At 68.1% G+C, this 18,860-nt stretch carries 15 protein-coding genes; 7 read left to right on the top strand and 8 right to left on the bottom strand.

Annotation, left to right across the window (positions count from 1 at the left end; translation table 11 throughout):
- The first annotated feature begins 84 nt into the window (after positions 1-84).
- From PMI02_RS12345 to PMI02_RS12330, 4 genes are all read left to right on the top strand, one after another.
- On the top strand, positions 85-1,944 hold the full coding sequence (locus PMI02_RS12345; RefSeq protein ID WP_007683085.1) for a TonB-dependent siderophore receptor: 1,860 nt from the start codon (positions 85-87) through the stop codon (positions 1,942-1,944).
- A 137-nt stretch (positions 1,945-2,081) separates the two neighbouring features.
- Positions 2,082-2,993: an ABC transporter substrate-binding protein gene (locus PMI02_RS12340; RefSeq protein ID WP_007683084.1), complete on the top strand. Its 912-nt coding sequence runs from the start codon at positions 2,082-2,084 to the stop codon at positions 2,991-2,993.
- A complete protein-coding gene (locus PMI02_RS12335; RefSeq protein ID WP_007683082.1) occupies positions 2,990-3,955 on the top strand; it encodes an iron ABC transporter permease in 966 nt (321 codons plus the stop codon). Before PMI02_RS12340 ends, PMI02_RS12335 begins: the two co-directional genes overlap by 4 nt.
- Entirely contained in the window at positions 3,952-4,692 is a 741-nt protein-coding gene (locus PMI02_RS12330; RefSeq protein ID WP_007683080.1) for an ABC transporter ATP-binding protein, read from the top strand. Before PMI02_RS12335 ends, PMI02_RS12330 begins: the two co-directional genes overlap by 4 nt.
- A 3-nt stretch (positions 4,693-4,695) precedes the next feature.
- Here the strand turns inward: PMI02_RS12330 and PMI02_RS27600 are convergent, their stop codons facing one another.
- Entirely contained in the window at positions 4,696-4,854 is a 159-nt protein-coding gene (locus PMI02_RS27600; RefSeq protein WP_007683079.1) for a hypothetical protein, read from the bottom strand.
- Between the two features lie 49 nt (positions 4,855-4,903).
- Positions 4,904-5,473 (bottom strand): septal ring lytic transglycosylase RlpA family protein, encoded by a 570-nt coding sequence (locus tag PMI02_RS12325; RefSeq protein ID WP_007683076.1) that lies wholly within the window; start codon positions 5,471-5,473, stop codon positions 4,904-4,906.
- 117 nt (positions 5,474-5,590) lie between these two features.
- Here PMI02_RS12325 and PMI02_RS12320 point away from each other — a divergent pair, with 117 nt between their 5' ends.
- Complete coding sequence (locus PMI02_RS12320; protein ID WP_007683074.1) at positions 5,591-7,111, top strand: AarF/ABC1/UbiB kinase family protein; 1,521 nt, start codon at positions 5,591-5,593, stop codon at positions 7,109-7,111.
- On the opposite strand, the gene PMI02_RS12315 is transcribed toward PMI02_RS12320, so the two are convergent.
- Complete coding sequence (locus PMI02_RS12315) at positions 7,101-9,926, bottom strand: DUF2235 domain-containing protein (protein WP_007683072.1); 2,826 nt, start codon at positions 9,924-9,926, stop codon at positions 7,101-7,103. The two genes, PMI02_RS12320 and PMI02_RS12315, sit on opposite strands and share 11 nt — an antisense overlap.
- Before the next feature lie 209 nt (positions 9,927-10,135).
- Here PMI02_RS12315 and uvrA point away from each other — a divergent pair, with 209 nt between their 5' ends.
- Entirely contained in the window at positions 10,136-13,033 is a 2,898-nt protein-coding gene (gene uvrA, locus PMI02_RS12310) for an excinuclease ABC subunit UvrA (RefSeq protein ID WP_007683070.1), read from the top strand.
- Between the two features lie 246 nt (positions 13,034-13,279).
- On the opposite strand, the gene PMI02_RS27115 is transcribed toward uvrA, so the two are convergent.
- Positions 13,280-13,450 carry a hypothetical protein gene (locus PMI02_RS27115; RefSeq protein WP_007683068.1) on the bottom strand — a complete coding sequence of 57 codons (171 nt, stop codon included), beginning with the start codon at positions 13,448-13,450 and terminating at the stop codon, positions 13,280-13,282.
- A 254-nt stretch (positions 13,451-13,704) separates the two neighbouring features.
- On the bottom strand, positions 13,705-14,151 hold the full coding sequence (locus PMI02_RS12305) for a hypothetical protein (protein WP_157222498.1): 447 nt from the start codon (positions 14,149-14,151) through the stop codon (positions 13,705-13,707).
- A gap of 606 nt (positions 14,152-14,757) precedes the next feature.
- Here PMI02_RS12305 and PMI02_RS25885 point away from each other — a divergent pair.
- Entirely contained in the window at positions 14,758-15,690 is a 933-nt protein-coding gene (locus PMI02_RS25885) for a hypothetical protein (RefSeq protein ID WP_157222497.1), read from the top strand.
- Here PMI02_RS25885 and PMI02_RS27975 read toward each other — a convergent pair.
- The 3 genes from PMI02_RS27975 to PMI02_RS12285 form a co-directional block, all read right to left on the bottom strand.
- Positions 15,680-16,018: a septal ring lytic transglycosylase RlpA family protein gene (locus tag PMI02_RS27975; protein ID WP_007683062.1), complete on the bottom strand. Its 339-nt coding sequence runs from the start codon at positions 16,016-16,018 to the stop codon at positions 15,680-15,682. The two genes, PMI02_RS25885 and PMI02_RS27975, sit on opposite strands and share 11 nt — an antisense overlap.
- A 274-nt stretch (positions 16,019-16,292) precedes the next feature.
- Positions 16,293-17,510 carry an argininosuccinate synthase gene (locus PMI02_RS12290; RefSeq protein WP_007683059.1) on the bottom strand — a complete coding sequence of 406 codons (1,218 nt, stop codon included), beginning with the start codon at positions 17,508-17,510 and terminating at the stop codon, positions 16,293-16,295.
- A 78-nt stretch (positions 17,511-17,588) separates the two neighbouring features.
- Positions 17,589-18,830, bottom strand: a complete 1,242-nt coding sequence (locus PMI02_RS12285) for a cyclopropane-fatty-acyl-phospholipid synthase family protein (protein ID WP_007683057.1) — start codon at positions 18,828-18,830, stop codon at positions 17,589-17,591.
- Between the last annotated feature and the right edge of the window lie 30 nt (positions 18,831-18,860).

Raw genomic sequence — 18,860 nt, 5'->3', positions numbered from 1 at the left:
TGCAGCGGGTCCGCGTGCCATGAGGGGCGCGCGAGGCCTCCGCCATGAACGGCGAGACACGTTCAAGGTTCGGAGGAAGACCACATGAAGTACCTGTTTCTGCTCGGCACCGCGCTGGCGGTGAGCACTCCCGCGATGGCGCAGGAGGCCGGCGTGTTCGACGAGGGCGATCCCGCCGCCATCCGCATGGACCGCGGCCATATCGTCGTCACCCCGACTCGCGAGCCCACGCCCGTCACCGAGATCGGCCAGTCGGTCAGCATCGTCACCCGCGACCAGATCGAGCGTACGCAGGCCACCACCGCGACCGACGTGCTGGCGCGCCTCCCCGGCGTGACCGTCGTGCAGTCGGGCGGCTTCGGCCAGCCCTCCAGCGTGTTCATCCGCGGCGCCGAGAATTCGCAGAGCCTCGTTCTGATCGACGGCGTGCGCATCAACGATCCGGGCGACGTCGGCGGCGGCTTCGACTTCGGCGCGCTCACCATCGGCCAGTTCGACCGCGTCGAGGTCGTGCGCGGATCGTCGGGCGTGCTGTGGGGCAGCCGCGCGATCGGCGGCGTCATCAACTTCATCACCGCGCGCCCGACCGAGCAGTGGACCGCGCGCGGTCAGGCCGAATACGGCTGGCGCGACCGCAGGAACGTGAGCGCCTCCGCCGCCGGCCTCGTCGGCCCCGTCGGCCTGACGCTGGGCGGCAACTGGCTCAAGGGCGACGGCTACTCCGCCTTCAACGAGGACCGCGGCGCCACCGAGAAGGACGGCTTCGAGAGCAAGTCGGCCAATGCGCGCGCCGAGGTCGAGCTGGCGCAGGGCCTTTCGGTCGATGCCGGCGGCTTCTATACCAAGGCGAACTACGACTACGACAACACCGGCGCCGATGCGCTCAACGTCGGCCGCAAGCGCGATACGCTGGGCTATGCCAACGTGCGCTATTCGGGTCTCGAGGACCGGCTTTCGGCGCGGATCGGCTACGGCATCAACGACACCAACCGGATCTCGGACGACGCGGTGTTCGGTCCCTACGAGACCAACGGGCGCACCGAGCGCTTCGAAGGCCAGCTGTCCTTCGCCCCGATCGAGATGGCCAGCGTCCAGCTCGGCGCCGAGACCGAGAAGCAGAAGTTCGACGACAACTTCGGTTCGAAGGACTCGACCTCGATCGACAGCTACTACGGCAACCTCACGGTGCGCCCGCTGACGGGCCTCACGCTGAACGGCGGCCTGCGCTACGACGACAACGCGGACTTCGGCCACAAGACCAGCTTCGCCGCCAACGGCGCCTGGGTGATCGGCGAGGGCGACGAGGCCCCGATCCTGCGCGCCAGCTACGGCGAGGGCTTCAAGGCGCCGTCGCTCTACCAGCTCTACAGCAACGCCGGTTTCCGCGCGCTCGATCCCGAGACCTCGAAGAGCTGGGACGCCGGCGTGGAACTGCCCTTCGCGCAGGGAACCGGTGCGTTCACGGTGACTTACTTCGACAGGAAGACCAAAAACCTGATCGACTACGACCTGACGCAGTTCAACTACTACAACGTCGGGCGCGCACGGGCGCAGGGCGTGGAACTGGGCATGCAGGTCACCAACTGGGAAGGCTTCGACGTCAACATCGCCGCCACCTACCTCGATGCCACCAACGAGCTGACCGGGGCCCGCCTTGCCCGCCGGCCGCGCACCAACCTATACGCCAGCATCGACAAGGCGTGGGAGCTGGGCCTCAAGCTCGGCGCCGACCTGCGCGTCGGCGGCGGGCGTTATGACGACACCGCCAACACGCAGTACGTCGGCGGCAACGTCGTCGTCGGCCTGCGCGGCGCGTTCGAGGTCACCGACAACGTAGAGGTCTACGGCCGGGTCGAGAACCTGTTCGACGAGCACTACGAAGTGGTGCGGACCTACGGCACGCCGGGCCGCTCGGCCTACGCCGGCGTTCGCGTGAAGATGTGAAGGCAGGGTCGGTCGTCACAGGGCCGACCCAGGCCGCCTTTCTCGCGCAGAGGGCGGCGGCCGATCGTCTACCGTCACGGCAGCCATGCCACCGAAATCCTCGTCGTTTCTTCGCGGGAATGACGAGGCGGGGTGCGATGGCACTCACTCTGGCGCTCGCGGCCTGCGGGCCGGGCGGTCCCGTCGTCGATGCCTCGCGTCCGCGCATCGTGTCGCTCAACCCCTGCACCGACGCGGTGCTGGCCGAAGTGGCAGCGCCGGGGCAGCTGCTGGCGATCTCGCACTACAGCCATGATCCGTCCGCGACCTCGATGGACATCACCCGCGCTCGCCAGTTCGCGGCAGTCTCGGGCTCTGTCGAGGAGATCGCCGCGCTCAAGCCGGACGTGGTGGTGGCGAGCAGCTTCCTCTCGCCCACCACCGCGCAGGCGCTGCGCGACCTCGGCATGCGCGTGGTGCTGGAGCCGATCCCCTCCGACGTGCCGCAGGCGCTGGAGCAGGTCCGCAGCCTCGCGGCGCTGACCGGCAACCGCAAGGCGGGCGAGGCGCTGACCCGCCGCATCAACCTCGCGCTGAACGACGCCGCGCCCGCGCCGGGTTCCGCGCGGATCCCTGCGCTGATCTGGCAGTCGGGCGGCATCGTCGCGGGGGAGCGCACGCTGGTCGCCGACCTGCTCGGCCGGTCCGGCTTCGTCAACGCCGCCGCCGCGCGCGGGCTGGCCCAGGCGGACTACCTGCCGCTCGAGCGCGTGCTGGCCGATCCGCCGCGCGTGATCTTCACCGTGGGCTCGCCGGCCGCCGAGGAGGACCGCATGCTGCGCCATCCCGCGCTGAAGCGCCTGACGGGCACGGTCCGCGCCCCGCTCGACAGCTCGCTGCTGTGGTGCGGCGGGCCGACCATCCCGCGCGCGCTGTCACGGCTGGCGCAGGTGCGCGCGGGGCTGGGCGGACACGCTCCGGCACGCGCCGCACCTGCGGGTAGCTCGGTCCTCACGCACGTACACACCGAAAACCCGCCCCTCCCGCACACGCCAGAGGCCCAGCCTTGAACCGACGCCTCATCCTGTTCCTGATCGCCGCGCTGGTGCTTGCGATACCGCTGTCGTTGCTGGCAGGGCGCGTATGGATCGACCCCTTCGCGCCTTCGACCCGCAACGCCATGCTGATCCTGTTCGAACTGCGCCTGCCGCGCGCGGCGCTGGCGCTGGTGATCGGGGCGGGGCTGGGCGTCTCGGGCGCGGCGATGCAGGGATACCTGCGCAATCCGCTCGCCGATCCGGGACTGTTCGGCATCGCGCCCGGCGCGGCGCTGGGCGCGGTGCTGAGTTTCTGGACCGGCTATTCCGCCTCGGTCTGGTTGCTGCCGGTCTTCGCGCTCGTCGGCGCGGGCGGAGCGATGGCGCTGCTGGCGCTGATCGCCGGGCGCGAGGGCGGGATCGCGCTGTTCACCATGGCCGGCCTGATGATCGCCAGCCTCGCCGGTGCGCTGACGAGCCTCGCCATCAGCCTTTCGCCCACGCCCTTCGCGATGAGCGAGATCGTGACGTGGCTGATGGGCGCGCTGGCCGACCGTTCGTGGCGCGAGGTCGGCATCGCCGCGCCGCTGACGCTGGCGGGCGTGGCCGTCCTGCTAGCCGCCGGGCGCGGGCTCGATGCGCTGACCCTGGGCGAGGCCGCCGCGCGCTCGCTCGGGCTCGATCCCCGGCGACTGCAGTGGCTGATGATCGTCGGCGTCGGCCTGACGGTCGGCGCGGGCGTGGCGGTGGCGGGAGTGATCGGCTTCGTCGGGCTGATGGTGCCGCATCTGGTCCGTCCGCTGACCGACCGGCGGCCGTCCTCGCTCATGGTGCCGAGCGCGCTGGCGGGAGCGTTGCTGCTGCTGGTCGCCGACTGCGCGTGCCGCCTGCTCCCGCTCACCGGGGGCGAGCTGCGGCTGGGCATCGCGCTCAGCCTGCTGGGCGCGCCGTTCTTCCTCGCGCTCCTGCTGCGCATGCGCCGGGGGCTGGCATGAGGCTCGAAGTCGTGGACCTGACGCTGGCGGGGCGCTTGTCCGACCTGACCCTGGCCATCCACTCGGGCGAGGTGACCGCGATCTGCGGGCCGAACGGCGCGGGCAAGTCCACGCTGCTGTCGTGCCTCGCCGGGCTGGTCAGGCCGGACGGCGGGATCGCGGCGATGGGAGGCCGGCTGCTGCGCGACGTGTCCGCCACCGAACGTGCGCGCTGCATCGGCTACCTTCCGCAGGCGCCCGAAGTCGCGTGGGACGTGACGGTGGACGTGCTCGTCTCGCTCGGCCGCCTGCCATGGGGCGACGAGCGCACCGACGAGGGCAGGGCGGCGATCGAGGAGGCGATCGATGTCATGGACCTCGACCAGTTCCGCGACCGCCCGGTAACGCGCCTGTCTGGCGGTGAGCGGGCGCGGGCGCTGATGGCGCGCGTGCTCGCCACCCAGCCCCCGTGGCTGCTGGCGGACGAACCGCTCGCCAATCTCGACCTGGCTCATGCGATGGCGTTGATGCGTCGCTTCCGCGATCAGGCGCGCGGAGGGCGCGGCGTGGTGCTGGTGCTGCACGACCTGGCGACGGCGATGAACTTCGCCGACCGGGTGATCGTGCTGGAGGGCGGGCGACTGGCAGCCGACGGCGAGCCGGTCCATGCACTTTCGTCCGAGGTGATCGAGAGCGTGTGGAAATGCCCCGCCCGCTGGCTCGGGGAGCCGGGGGCGCGGGCATTGTCGCTGGGGTAGGGATCAGTTCTGGACGAAGTGGCCCTTCGACCAGACGCGCATTTCCTCCGCGTGCTCTTCGTTTTCGCGCACGTTTTCCTTGCGCTGGCGGTCGAAGATCAGCGATCCGGTGAGACGCGCGAAGCGGCTGCGGCGGAAGGGGATCTCGGCTCCGATATTCATGACGTTTCTCCTCTCGAGGAGATAACGCCCGGGGCGCCCACAGGGTTCCTCAGCGCGTGCCCACCCCGCGCGCGAACTGGGCCTGCAGGCTGGCGAGCGAGCTTGCGGGGAGCGGCGGGAGTTCGCGGGCGGACTTGCCCTTGCGCAGGGCGGCGCGGTCCTTTTCCTCGGGCTCGACCACGCGCACGCGCACGGCCGCCTTGCCTTTTGCCCGCACGCCGAGCTGCTGGGCCGCGCCTTTCGACAGGTCGAGGATGCGGGTGGGATCGCCGTAGGGCCCGCGGTCGTTGACACGCACCAGGATGCGGCGGCCGGTGTCGAGCGCGGTGACCTCGACATAGCTCGGCAGCGGCAGGGTCGTGTGCGCGGCCGTGACCCAGTCGGGGCGGAAGCGCTCGCCGTTGGCGACCTGGTTGCCGCTCTCGCCCCCGTACCACGTCGCATAGCCGAGCATGTCGTAAGTGGGCTGGGCGGCGGGCACGTAAGTCGCGCCGCGCACCTTGTAGGGCGGGCCGATGCGGACCGGCACGTCGCTCACCGGTCGGTACTTCACCCCGCCCCCGCAGCCGGCGAGCGAGGCCGCGAGCGTGAGGCCGAGGAGGTTGCGCAAGGTGAGCATGGCACCAGCCTAGGCGCGGCGCGGGCAGCGACCAACGACCGGGCGCCGCCTTTCCACAAGCATGGCCGGAACCGGGCGCGGGTGCCGCCGCTTTCTCCCGCGACCGAAGGAGACCCGATGCCCACGATCCTGCAGACGATGACCGTCGCCGCGCGCGACCGCGCCCGCATGGCCGAGGTGAGCGCGGTGATCGCCCGCTTCGGGCTGGACTCGCTGCTGGCGCGTCTTGGCCTAGGCGGCGAGGCGGCGCGCGAGGATGCCGACCTGCCCACCCGCACCCGGCGCGCGCTGGAGGCGCTGGGGCCGACTTACGTGAAGCTCGGCCAGATCCTCGCCACCCGTCGCGACATGCTGAGCGACGAGTGGATCGCCGCTTTCGAGCAGCTCCAGAGCGATGCCCCGCGCCTGCCGTTCGAGGACTTGCGCCCCGCCGTGGAGGCCGCGCTGGGTGAGGCGCCCGAGACCGCCTTCGCGCGCTTCGACACCGAGCCGCTCGCCGCCGCTTCGATCGCGCAGGTCCACCGGGCCACGCTGCACGACGGGCGCGAGGTGGTGGTCAAGATCCGCCGCCCCGGCATCCGCCGCGCGATGGAGGCCGACCTGCGCCTGCTGCGCCATCTCGCCGCGCTGGTCGAGGCGCGCAGCGACATGGTGCGCCGGATGATGCCCGGCGCGATGATAGAGCAGCTGGGCCGCGAGATCCTCGACGAGCTGGATTTCACCAACGAGGGCCGCAACGCCGACATGCTGCGCGCCGACCTCGCCCCCATGGCGCGCGTCGTCGTGCCCACGATCCACTGGGAATACACGTCGAACGCGCTGCTCGTGATGGACTATGTGGACGGCATCCCCCCGCGCGATCCCGCCACCTTGCGCGCTGCCGGGATCGACCCCGACGCCATCGCCGACCTCGGCGCGCAGCTGGTGCTGGAGATGGTGCTGGTGAACGGGCGCTTCCACGCCGATCCGCACCCCGGCAACCTGCTGTGCCTGCCGTCTGCGGGGGAGGGAGACCGGCTGGCCCTGCTCGACCTCGGCTCCGTGGGCTTCGTCTCGCCGCGCCGCCAGCACGAGTTCCTGACCTTCATCCTCTCGCTGCGGGGCAACGATCCCGGCGGCGTGGCGGACATGCTGGCGCTGTGGTCGCAGGCGGGCCAAGTCCCGCGCGAGCGGCTGCTGACCGCGTCGGAACGCCTCGTCGCGCGGCATGGGAGCGGGGCGCTGGTGCTGAACGCGATGGTCGCCGACTTCTTCCCACTGCTGCGCAAGGAGGGGCTGGTGCTGCCGCCGGACCTCGTGCTGATCTTCAAGGCGATGGTGACTATGGACGGGGTGCTGTCGGGCATCGCGCCGGGCTTCGATCTTTCGGAGGCGCTGAACGGCCTTCGCGGGCGGCTGGTCGCCTCGCGCCTGACGCGGCTTGCCGCGCCGGGGCAGATGGAGGCGGTGCTGCTGGAACTGTCGCGCCTCTCGGCCGACGCGCCGCGCCTGATCCGCGCCGCCACCGCGCGGCTGGAGCAGGCGGACCTGCCGCGCGCCGCACCGGACAGCGCAGGCGCCATCCGCTATGCCGGTACTCTGGTGGCGGGCGCGATCGTGCTCCATGCGATCGCCACTTTCGCCGGGGTCATTCTGTGACGACGACGGGGCACTTCTTGTTGAACCCTGCCATCTCTTCGGCGGGATAGACCTGAACCCACGCATTACCGGCGTTCTGGGCGCGCTTGTATCCGTTGTAGAAAAAGTCTGGCCTCAGGCCGGGAAGCGCGACGTCGTTGAGGAACAGGAACAACTGGCCGGACTTGCGCGCCTTGAAGGAGCCGACGGTGCGCTTTCCAGGGCTGGAGTAGCAGAGGGCATCGCCGCCGAACTCGAGCTGCTGGACTACGGCCCGGTCGTAGAGGATCGCCTTGTCCTCCCTCACGTCGCGGATCTGGACCACGGGCTCGAGCCAGCGGGCGGTGCCGACGCGGCGGAAGCCCGCCGACAGGGCCATCAAGCCGAACTGTTTCCAGTCGAGGTTGAAGGTCGCCTTACCTTCGGCGGGAACCCGGATGTTCGGCCCGTCATTCCACGGCGTGGCTGAAGGCGTGAGCGGTTCGATGAAGACGAAGTAGCGCTTCCCCTTTTTCACCTGGACGGGGACGGCGGCGTTGGCTTCCGTCCGGGGCTGTGTCGTTTCGACCGGCTTCGTCTGCACCACTTTGAGGCATGTCTGCGACGCGTCGAGCAGCTGCCCCGTGCCCATGGTGGCGGGGCCGGGCGACTTGCCGGAGCAGTAGGTGCCGACCGTTTCCTTGTAGTAAAGGGCCGCCTGGACCCCGACCACCGCCAGCGCATAGACCCCGGCGAGCAGGATGCCCCCGCCGGTGAGGCCGGGCATCACGTCCCATTTCCAGCGCTGCAGCGTGCGCTGGTAACGGTAGCTGCTACGGAACTTTCGCAGCCCGGACGGCTCCGGCGTGTCGGCGGGGATACCATCGACCGAATCCCACCAGAGCACCCGCATGCGGTCGCGCAGGGTGGCTTCGAGGCCGACCATCACCTGGCTCATCGCGAACAGCACCAGGAGGATCACCAGCGTTTCCGCCCAGTGCTGCGTCAGCGCGACATACCATGGGCTCAGGAAGCCGGGGACGAAGCCGCCGATCCACGTGAACGTGCCGTCGACCCAGTTCAGCCAGAAATTCTCCGGGTTGGGGATATGCACGCGATCCTTGCGCAGCGGCGCGATGACCAGCAGCAGGGAAACCGCGACGACCAGAAAGTACCCGACGCGCCGCACCCACACGAGGTCCCAGTGGTTCTCCTGGACCTGTACGCGCGGACCGGCGATTTTCGGGTCCTCGACATTGGCGATGGCGGCGCGGACCCTCGGGTCGGTGGCGGGCTGGAGCGCATCGACCTCGAACGTCTCGGGCAGGACGATGGGGGCGTAGTTGTCGTTGCCGACCGCGATGCGCTCGACCACGCTGCGGTGGATCAGGCAGCGCAGCAGCAGGCCCTGGGGCCGGTGCGGCTTCTCGCCGATGGTGGGGTCGCGCAGGACCCGCGTCTCGTCGAGCGTGATCGAGTCCCCGGCGCGCGGGTGGAGCATCGCCGAGATCTTGCGCGGCTGGTAGCGATAGTACGCCGCCACGCCGGACCGGGAATCGTGCATCGGCCCCAGCGGGTTGGCGAACTCGGCGATCCGCAGCCTTTCGCTGGGGATGAATTCAAGCCGGTCGCCGATCTCGGCCATCATCCAGTCGAGCGAGACGTAGGCGAGGCTGTCGTCGGGATAGCCGCCGCCCACGTCCGAATGCATCCCGCAGAACCACACCTGCTTGAGACGGGGCGCCCGTACCAGTGCCTTGCGCTCGTCGTCGGACAGGGCGTCGATGCGCTGCCGTTCCGTGAGCGCCCGCTGCAGTTCCTTGAGCAGCCCTTCGACCGGCTGCTTTGTCTCCAGCGCCTTCTCGAGCCTGAGCGAGACCTGCTCGATCGGCAGCTTGTCGGCCAGTGCCTGCTGGAGGTCCTTCAGCGCAGGATCGACCGACCGTCTTTTCGCGAGTGCCTTGTCCAGCTTTTCGGTGATTTCCGCGATCGGCCGCTGTTCCGCCACCTCGTCCCACAGCAGCGGCCAGAAGCTGTCGCGCTCCTCATCGAGCGCGAGGGCGTGGCGGGCGGTCTTCACCTTCCGGTTGAGCATGTAGTCAGTCATCGTCAGCGGCCAGACGTACTGGTCGATGCCGCGCGTCAGTTCGCTGATCGGCCCGCCATAGGCGGCAACGGTGTCCCACACCCCGACGAACTCGATGTCGGGCCGGTGCGCGGCCTGCTGGTTGAAGTCCTGATGTCGCATCCCGCGCCAGCCCCGGATCAACAGGTCGCGCACGCCGCGAACGACGAGGAACAGCAGGCCGAACCGGTCCGGCAGGTTGTGGCCGAGGAAGCGGCGCAGCGCGTCGGCGCAGTTGCGCTTCAGTTCGCGCTCGTCCTTGTAGGGCATGATGCCTTCCTCGCAGATGAGCGCGACGAGGAGCCGGATGGTGAAGGCGCCGCGGCTGAAGCCGAAGGCGTGGATCTCGTCGCCCGCGTTGTAGTTGCGGCAGACGTAGCAGTAGAGTTCGGCGAGGTTGCGCTTGAGCCCCAGCCCGAAGATGCCGCCCAGCACCGCGAAGAGCCGTATGCTCGAGGTGCCGACGCCGTTATCGTAGTAGGCGATCTGCGGCTTGGCCATGGTGACCTCGCCAAGCCGCAGCGCCGTGTAAAGCCGGTAGACGTTGGTGCGAAACAGCTTGCCGCTGCTGTTTCCGGTGCCGTCCGAAAAGGCGATGATGCGTTTCGCGCTGGAAATGGGCGGAGAAGAGTCGGCGCGGCGTTCCGGTTTTTGCTCTTCTGTTTTAGGAGCTGTTCCTTGCTCATTGGGATCGCCGACTTCGGTTGATTTGAGTTCCTTCGACTCCGCCACGCCATTTCTCCCACCCGGCCGAGTCGAATACTATGGACTTAGTATCGGGCGCAATACGCACGGCTGCGGGGCACTCCCCGGAGGCGCCCGGCGGACACACCTTGTGCGCGCAGCCATTGTCATGACGCCATCCGCGCCCATCTATGGGACTAGCGAAATCGGCGCCTGCCACTTGATGGCCGCGAACAAATCTGGAACATACCGCCTCCATGAGTCTCACCCACATCACAGTGCGCGGTGCGCGCGAGCATAACCTCAAGGGCTTCGACATCGCGCTCCCGCGCGAGAAGCTGATCGTCATCACCGGGCTTTCGGGCTCGGGCAAGTCGAGCTTGGCGTTCGACACGATCTACGCCGAAGGGCAGCGCCGCTACGTCGAGAGCCTGAGCGCCTACGCGCGCCAGTTCCTCGAGATGATGCAGAAGCCCGACGTCGAGCATATCGACGGCCTCAGCCCCGCCATCTCGATCGAGCAGAAGACCACCAGCCGCAACCCGCGCTCGACCGTGGCGACGGTGACCGAGATCTGGGACTACATGCGCCTGCTCTGGGCGCGCGTGGGCATTCCCTATTCGCCCGCCACCGGCCTGCCGATCGAGGCGCAGACCGTCTCCAACATGGTCGACCGGGTGATGGAACTGCCCGAGGGCACGCGCTTCTACCTGCTCGCCCCCGTGGTGCGCGGCCGCAAGGGCGAATACCGCAAGGAACTCGCCGAGTGGCAGAAGGCGGGCTACACCCGCGTGCGCGTCGACGGCGAATTCTACGCGATCGAGGACGCGCCCGCGCTCGACAAGAAGTACAAGCACGACATCGAAGTCGTGGTCGACCGTATCGCGGTGAAGGACGGCATCCAGACGCGCCTTGCCGACAGCTTCGAGCAGGCGCTCAAGCTGGCCGAGGGGCTGGCCTATGCCGACATGGCGGACGGCAACGTCCCCGGCCGCGACGACGAGGACGCGACGGGCACCAACCTCAAGGGCGCGGGGCTGCCCGCCAACCGCATCGTATTCTCTGAGAAGTTCGCCTGCCCGGTCAGCGGCTTCACGATCGAGGAGATCGAGCCGCGCCTGTTCTCGTTCAACGCGCCGCAGGGTGCGTGCCCGGCCTGCGACGGCCTGGGTGAAAAGCTGCTGTTCGACCCCCAGCTGGTGGTGCCGAACGAGCACCTGACGCTCAAGCAGGGCGCGATCGTGCCCTGGGCCAAGTCGAACCCGCCTTCGCCTTACTACATGCAGGTGCTCTCCAGCCTGGCGAAGCACTTCGGCTTCGACCTGACGACGCCGTGGGACGCGCTGCCGGGCGAAGTGCAGCTGGTCATCCTCTACGGCACCGGCGGCAAGGCCGTGCCGCTGACCTTCAAGGACGGGCGCAAGGAATATACCGTCAACAAGGCGTTCGAAGGTGTCATCGGCAACCTCAACCGCCGCCTGATCCAGACCGACAGCGCCTGGATGCGCGAGGAACTGACCAAGTTCCAGACCGCGCAGCCCTGCGAGACCTGCCACGGCAAGCGCCTCAAGCCCGAGGCCCTGTCGGTCAAGATCGCCGGCAGCGACATCGCCGATGCCGCGCGCTTCTCGGTGTCGGACGGCTATGCGTGGTTCGGCGAGCTGGAAGCCAAGCTCACCGAGCAGCAGAAGCAGATCGCCAAGGCCATCCTCAAGGAGATCAACGAGCGCCTCGGCTTCCTCAACAACGTCGGGCTCGACTACCTCAACCTCGACCGCACCTCGGGCACGCTTTCGGGCGGCGAGAGCCAGCGCATCCGCCTCGCCAGCCAGATCGGCTCGGGCCTCTCGGGCGTGCTCTACGTGCTGGACGAGCCCAGCATCGGCCTGCACCAGCGCGACAACGACATGCTGCTCGTCACTCTCAAGCGCCTGCGCGACCTCGGCAACACCGTGATCGTGGTGGAGCATGACGAGGACGCCATCCGCACCGCCGACTACATCGTCGACCTCGGCCCCGGCGCCGGCGTCCACGGCGGCGAGGTGGTGGCCGAGGGCACGCTCAAGCAGGTGCTCAAGTCCAAGGACAGCCTCACCGCCGCCTATCTCAACGGCACCCGCCGGATCGAGGTCCCGAAGAAGCGCCGCAAGGGCAACGGCAGCTTCGTCACGGTTGAGAACGCGCGCGCCAACAACCTGCGCGGGGTGACCGCGAAGTTCCCGCTCGGCACCTTCTGCTGCGTGACGGGCGTGTCGGGCTCGGGCAAGTCCTCGCTCACCATCGACACGCTGCAGGCGGGCGCCAGCCGCCAGCTCAACGGCGCGCGGGTGATCGCGGGCGCGCACGACCGGATCAAGGGCCTGGAGAAGTGCGACAAGGTCATCGAGATCGACCAGTCGCCGATCGGCCGCACCCCGCGCTCGAACCCGGCCACCTACACCGGCGCCTTCACCCAGATCCGCGACTGGTTCGCAGGCCTCCCTGAAAGCCAGGCGCGCGGCTACAAGCCGGGGCGCTTCAGCTTCAACGTCAAGGGCGGCCGCTGCGAGGCGTGCCAGGGCGACGGCCTCATCAAGATCGAGATGCACTTCCTCCCCGACGTCTACGTGACGTGCGAGGAATGCCACGGCAAGCGCTACAACCGCGAGACGCTGGAGGTGAAGTTCAAGAGCCACTCGATCGCCGACGTGCTCGACATGACGATCGAGGACGCCGAGGAGTTCTTCAAGGCCGTCCCCCCGATCCGCGACAAGATGCACATGCTCAACGAGGTCGGGCTCGGCTACGTCAAGGTCGGCCAGCAGGCGACCACGCTCTCGGGCGGCGAGGCGCAGCGCGTCAAGCTCGCCAAGGAACTGGCGCGCCGCTCCACCGGGCAGACGCTCTACATCCTCGACGAGCCCACCACCGGCCTCCACTTCGAGGACGTGCGCAAGCTCCTCGAAGTGCTGCACCGCCTGGTCGACCAGGGCAATTCGGTGATCGTCATCGAACACAACCTCGACGTCATCAAGACCGCGGACTGGATCATCGACATGGGCCCCGAAGGCGGCATCCGCGGCGGCGAGATCGTCGCCGTCGGCACCCCCGAGCAGGTCGTCAAGGAACCCCGCTCGTTCACCGGCCACTACCTGAAGCCGCTGCTGGGGAAGTGACGCGCTTATTCCTCCCTGTCGCGCCGCGACGGGGAGGGGAACCGCCCGCGCAGCGGGTGGTAGAGGGGTGCGTGCGGCTCAATCCGATCCCACGCGGAGATGCGGAAGAAGACAAAGCGTGAAACCCGCCCGATCCTAACGCAAACATGGGGGCCATATACGACGAAGGCAGCGTGCAGGTATCGGAGGTGATTCCCGATACTCACACGCTGCGTATTAAAGAACACTCGCCTAAGCGAGCCGCGGTTAAGGCTTCTGGTTCTGCGACATCACTGACGCCGCAAGCGTCATAGTTTCAGTCTTGGACAGCTTACCGCCATTGGCCATCGCTTTCCCAGCGATGGACGAAGGGGTCTTGCCGCTGTCGCGCGGCGTCGGCGACTTCGAGGGCGGCTTCCCGCCAGACTTCGCAGCCATTTCTAATGTTCCTTTGACCTATGAATCTTAGGCATGCTAACAAGAACCGCGCCGGAGGCGTCTGCCCCCGGACGCGGCGTCCGCTTAGTTCAACAAGGCGGTTTGCCACATAGGGATACTCCTAGCTCGTGCTCCCGGCTGAGTGGGATAGGGTTGACCAACAAAGGCAGCCGAGGCGTTGGCGCGCCTCGGTTGCCAAGCTAGGGCCGCCTGTTGGGGCGGCCCTTTTCGTTTGATGGACGCAGAGCCGGCCATCAAAACGGAATCTCGGAATCGTCGTCGAAGCCTGAGCCGAAGTCCCCGTTGACCGGCGGAGCGGGGTTTCCCCACTGCGTCTCAATGGTTTTGAAGTTCGATGTTGTGAACCAGACTTCGCCGTTTAGGATGAGCTCGCCCTCTTCTTTCAGGCGGCTCAGTTGGGGCGAGAGGCTTGTCCGCTCTATATCGCGACCAAATTCCTTCTTGATGGCGTCGAGAATACCGCTGGAATTAAGCCCACTCGTTTGGCCTGAGAGTACTTGTCTCGCCATCTCTTTGATGGTCGCAGTGGCCCCAGATGGCGCGGAAGAAGGCGGCGATGCCTGCCCCCCAAGAGCGGCTTTCGCAATCTGAAGCTCGCGCAGTTCCGCCTTCAGAGCCTTCTGCTGGTCCCTGATTTCGGTTTCGCGCTGGGCGATGAAGTCTCGGAGCGTTGTCGCCATTTCCATGACGTAGTCTAACCCGAGTTTCAGCGCAAGCGGGTCGGTAAAAATCCTCAGACTTAACCCCAGACTTCGGCGATGGCCTTAAGGAACCGGAGAAAGCTCGGGAAGTCTGCGACGTTTCTCGTCCTTAGAATGTGGACATAAAGGTATTGAGGAAGGGTCATGTTAACTGGGTTTTGGCGGCGAAATCCTTTTTAACAGTCGGTCCCGCTTTCCTACAAACCCCCACATGCGATAAATATCCGTCCCCCTCGACGCGCCCTCGCGGCGTGCCCTGGGTTTTCGTGGCTTTCCTCTTGGGCGAGGTGGACGATGACGGACGTTTTGGGCGGTTTCGGTATGAACGATGGCTCGCGTGATGGGGCTGTGCCGCTCGCTCCACCTGCGGATGGTCTCCCTCTCGGTTCCGGGGAGGGGCGGTCGCGGTTCGGGCGGGGGTGGATTCCGGGGGGCCGCGATATCGGGTTGCCGGGGGACGACCTCGCCGCCCCGCGCGGTGCGGGTCCTTGCGAGGGCGCCGGCGATCCCGGCCTGCGGCGGGATGACGATTGTGTCCCGCGCGGCGACGGGGCTCCGCACACGGCCTGGGATGCGGAACGGAAGGTGCGGTTCCTCGATCATCTCGCGGGGAAGGGCGACGTGTCCTCGGCCTGTGCGCGGGTGGGGATGAGCCGGACTTCGGCCTACCTGCTGCGGCGGCGCGACACTGCGTTCGCGGCCGGGTGGCAGGCGGCGCTGGTGCTGGCGCGCCGGCATGTCGAGGACGTGCTGGCGACGCGCGCGCTCGACGGGACCGAGGAGGCGGTGTGGTTTCGCGGCGAGCTGGTCGGCACCCGGCGCAGGTACGATGCGCGGCTGCTGCTGGCGCACCTCGCGCGGCTCGACCGCGCGGCGGGGGCCGACGGGGGCGAGGGGGAAGCGCTCGCCGGCCGCTTCGACGAGATGCTGGCGGTCGTCGCGGGGGAGCGCCCGGGGCTGGGGCCGGACGGGCTCGCGGCGGATGCGCAGGAGCCGGGCGCGCTGCCGCCGGCCCGCGCGGACTATCTGGAGGCGAGTGCCGGGCCCGGCTGGATCGAGGTGCGGGGCGCGTGGCTCGATGCGGTCGAGGCGATCGACCGGGCGGTCGCGGCGGACCCGGACGCCGAGGCGCCGGACTATCCGCCCGCGCCGGAGCGCGCCGACCTCCACCAGACGAGCGCGGCGCGCTGGGACGCCTGGCAGTCGCGCGCCTTCGCCCGCGTCGATGCGCTGCTGGCGGGGGAGATGGAATACAAGTCGCTCGGCGGGCCGGGCGCGGCGGGGGCCGGAGAGGGGGCGGGAGTGCTCGCCCTGGACCGTGTAAACCGTGTAAACCTCACGGCTCGTCGACGGCGCGGAGCGGCTGGGCAGAAAGTGATGGGGTCCGGGAACGCCCGGGCGTGTTCGCCGTTATCAGGTGTGAAGGCCGGCGCGGCGCTTCCCCCACCCCTCCCGAGCTGCGCCGGCCGACACTTTTCCCCTACATCGAGAAATCCGGCCGGGCCGATCAGTCGTTGAGGACGGCCAGTTCGACCTTGCTGCTGCCCTTGCCGAGAATGCCGATTTCCTCGGCGGCGGCATGCGACAGGTCGATCACGCGGTTGCCGTGGAAAGGCCCGCGGTCGTTGACGGTGACGACGACGCTCTCGCCGTTGGCCGGGTTGGTCACCTGGACCTTGGTGCCGAAAGCGAGCGTGCGGTGCGCGCAGGTGAGCGCGTCGGGGTTGAAACGCTGGCCGCTGGCGGTGCGCGCTCCGGCCAGATGGCGGCCGTAGTAGCTGGCGACGCCGCCGGCGATGGGCTCGATGTCGAGCTCCAGCGAGGGGGCGGCGGGGGTCGGCAGCATGGAGACGGGAACTTCTGGGGCGACAGTGGCGTTGACCGCGAGAATACCGGAATCGGCCTGGACAGGACCCGCGAGGGTCAGGACAGTCGCAGCGCAAAGCGCCGACAGTCGGCTGGCCAGGTGGCCTGAGTTCCGGAGTTTCAAGAATGCCCCACTTCGTCGTTGACGATGCGGGAGTCCTAAAGGCGCGGGTTCCCGGTGGCTACCCATGCAAAAGCGGCCCGTCGCGCTTTGGCAACGGGCCGCCTGATGCGGTTAAGCTATCGGAAAGACTCTAGCGGCCCTGCTGGGCGAGCAGGCGCAGGCGCAGGGCGTTGAGCTTGATGAAGCCCGCCGCGTCCTTCTGGTCGTAGGCGCCGGCGTCGTCCTCGAAAGTGACGTGGCGTTCGGAGTAGAGAGAATCGGGGCTCTTGCGGCCAACGACCGAGACCGAGCCCTTGTAGAGCTTGAGCCGGACGGTGCCGTTAACGCGGGCCTGGCTGTGGTCGATCGCGGCCTGCAGCATCTCGCGCTCCGGGGCGAACCAGAAGCCGTTGTAGATGAGCTCGGCGTATTTGGGCATGAGCTCGTCCTTGAGGTGAGCGGCGCCGCGGTCAAGCGTGATTTGCTCGATGCCGCGGTGGGCGCGGGCGTAGATCTCGCCGCCCGGCGTCTCGTACATGCCGCGCGACTTCATGCCGACGAAGCGGTTCTCGACGAGGTCGAGGCGGCCGATGCCGTGCTTGCGGCCAAGCTCGTTGAGTGCGGTGAGCAGGGTGGCGGGCGACATGGCCTCGCCGTTGAGTGCGATGCCGTCACCCTTGGCGAAGTCGACCGTGATGTATTCGGGCACGTCGGGCGCGTCTTCCGGGTTGACGGTGCGCGAGTAGACGTAGTCCGGCGTCTCCTCCCATGGATCCTCGAGCACCTTGCCCTCGGAGGAGGTGTGCAGGAGGTTGGCGTCGGTGGAGAACGGGCTCTCGCCGCGCTTGTCCTTGGGGACGGGGATCTGGTGCTGCTCGGCCCAGGCGATGAGGGCGGTGCGGCTGGTCAGGTCCCACTCGCGCCAGGGGGCGATGACCTTGATGTTCGGGTCGAGCGCATAGGCGGAGAGCTCGAAGCGGACCTGGTCGTTGCCCTTGCCGGTGGCACCGTGGGCGACAGCGTCGGCGCCGGTCTCGTGGGCGATCTCGATCAGGCGCTTGGAGATGAGCGGGCGGGCGATCGAGGTGCCGAGGAGGTAGTCGCCCTCGTAGCGGGCGTTGGCGCGCATCATCGGGAAGACGAAGTCGCGCACGAACTCCTCGCGCAGGTCGTCGATGTAGATGTTCTCGTCCGGCAGGCCCATCAGCTTGGCCTTGGCGCGCGCGGGCTCTAGTTCCTCGCCCTGGCCGAGGTCGGCGGTGAAGGTCACCACTTCGCAGTTGTAGTTGACCTGCAGCCACTTGAGGATGACGCTGGTGTCGAGGCCGCCGGAGTAGGCGAGGACGACCTTCTTGATGGTGTCGGACATGGGCAACGGCTCCGCGAGAATGGGCGGTGAATGGTTGGGCGCGCGGCTAGCAGGTGCGCCGCCGGATCGCAATGCGCATCACTCGCCGGGCAGTTGCTTCTCCGCTTCCGCCAGGTAGTCGCGGGTGAGGGGCAGGGCGTGGCGGCTGCGGGTGTACTGGATCTGGTAGTTGCACATGCCGCCGCTCTCGAACGCCGCCGTCGCACCCGCTAGGTAGAATATCCACATGCGGTAGAAGCGCTCGTCCATGAGGGCGACGATGGCGTCCCTGTTGGCGACGCAGCGCTTGTACCATTCGCGCAAGGTGAGGGCGTAGTGGAGACGCAGCGTCTCGATGTCGGTGGCGATCAGGCGGACTTTTTCGCTGGCAACCAAGGTCTCGCTGAGGGCGGGGATGTAGCCGCCCGGGAAGATGTACTTTCGGGTGAAGGCGTCGGTCGAGCCGGGGCTGCCCATTCGTCCGATCGTGTGCATCAGCATCACGCCGTCGTCGGTGAGCAGGTTCGCGCAGTCGCGGAAGAAGCGGCCGAACTGGGCTTGGCCGACGTGCTCGAACATGCCGACCGAGACGATGCGGTCGAACTTGTCGCCGCGGGCGGCGAGGTCGCGATAGTCGATCAGCTCGAAGTCGACGCGGTCCGCGACGCCGGCCTCTGCGGCGCGGGTGCGGGCGAGGGCGAGCTGTTCCTCGCTCAGCGTTATGCCCTTGACCGAGACGCCGCAGTTCTTTGCGAGGTAGATCGCCATGCCGCCCCACCCGCAGCCGATGTCGAGCACTTTCTGGCCCGGCTCCAGCGCAAGCTTGGCGGCGATGTGGGCGAGCTTGGCGCTCTGCGCCTGCTCCAGCGTGATGTTTTCGCTGGGCCAGTACGCGCAGGAATACTGCATGTGCTCGGTGTCGAGGAACAGGCGGTAGAGGTCGTTGCCGACGTCGTAGTGGTGGGCGATGTTGGCCTTGGCACTGGCGGCGCGGTTGATGCCGTCGATCAGGGTGAGCGCCTTGGCTCCCACTTTCTTGAGCGGCGATATTTCGTCGAAGGTGCCGCCGCGGTCCCATGGCTTGTTGCCCCGCAGCAGTTCGATGAGGGCCATGATGTCGCCCTCCTCGACCACGAGCTGGCCGTCCATGTAGGCCTCGGCCGCGCCCAGCCTGGGATCCCTGAGGATGCGGCGTTCGCCGGATTTGTCGGTGAAGCGGATGCGGACTTGCGGGAAGCCCTCCTGCGGGGTGCCGAAGCGGCGAAGGCTGCCATCGGGACGGAGGACCTCGAGGACGCCGCGGCGGACGCCGCGCTCGAGGAAGCGGTCAAGGATTGCCATTGAGGGTTTCTGCGGGGGTAGGCGCCGGGC

Source organism: Novosphingobium sp. AP12 (assembly GCF_000281975.1).
In the GTDB taxonomy this organism is placed as follows: domain Bacteria; phylum Pseudomonadota; class Alphaproteobacteria; order Sphingomonadales; family Sphingomonadaceae; genus Novosphingobium.
This window is presented reverse-complemented; position numbering and strand designations above follow the sequence as displayed.

Bases quoted from the DNA above. Each gene is read 5' to 3' on its own strand.
- PMI02_RS12345 (WP_007683085.1), top strand. From the start codon at position 85: ATGAAGTACCTGTTTCTGCTCGGCACCGCGCTGGCGGTGAGCACTCCC.
- PMI02_RS12340 (WP_007683084.1), top strand. From the start codon at position 2,082: ATGGCACTCACTCTGGCGCTCGCGGCCTGCGGGCCGGGCGGTCCCGTC.
- PMI02_RS12330 (WP_007683080.1), top strand. From the start codon at position 3,952: ATGAGGCTCGAAGTCGTGGACCTGACGCTGGCGGGGCGCTTGTCCGAC.
- PMI02_RS27600 (WP_007683079.1), bottom strand. From the start codon at position 4,854: ATGAATATCGGAGCCGAGATCCCCTTCCGCCGCAGCCGCTTCGCGCGT.
- PMI02_RS12325 (WP_007683076.1), bottom strand. From the start codon at position 5,473: ATGCTCACCTTGCGCAACCTCCTCGGCCTCACGCTCGCGGCCTCGCTC.
- PMI02_RS12320 (WP_007683074.1), top strand. From the start codon at position 5,591: ATGCCCACGATCCTGCAGACGATGACCGTCGCCGCGCGCGACCGCGCC.
- uvrA (WP_007683070.1), top strand. From the start codon at position 10,136: ATGAGTCTCACCCACATCACAGTGCGCGGTGCGCGCGAGCATAACCTC.
- PMI02_RS27115 (WP_007683068.1), bottom strand. From the start codon at position 13,450: ATGGCTGCGAAGTCTGGCGGGAAGCCGCCCTCGAAGTCGCCGACGCCG.
- PMI02_RS12305 (WP_157222498.1), bottom strand. From the start codon at position 14,151: ATGGCGACAACGCTCCGAGACTTCATCGCCCAGCGCGAAACCGAAATC.
- PMI02_RS27975 (WP_007683062.1), bottom strand. From the start codon at position 16,018: ATGCTGCCGACCCCCGCCGCCCCCTCGCTGGAGCTCGACATCGAGCCC.
- PMI02_RS12290 (WP_007683059.1), bottom strand. From the start codon at position 17,510: ATGTCCGACACCATCAAGAAGGTCGTCCTCGCCTACTCCGGCGGCCTC.
- PMI02_RS12285 (WP_007683057.1), bottom strand. From the start codon at position 18,830: ATGGCAATCCTTGACCGCTTCCTCGAGCGCGGCGTCCGCCGCGGCGTC.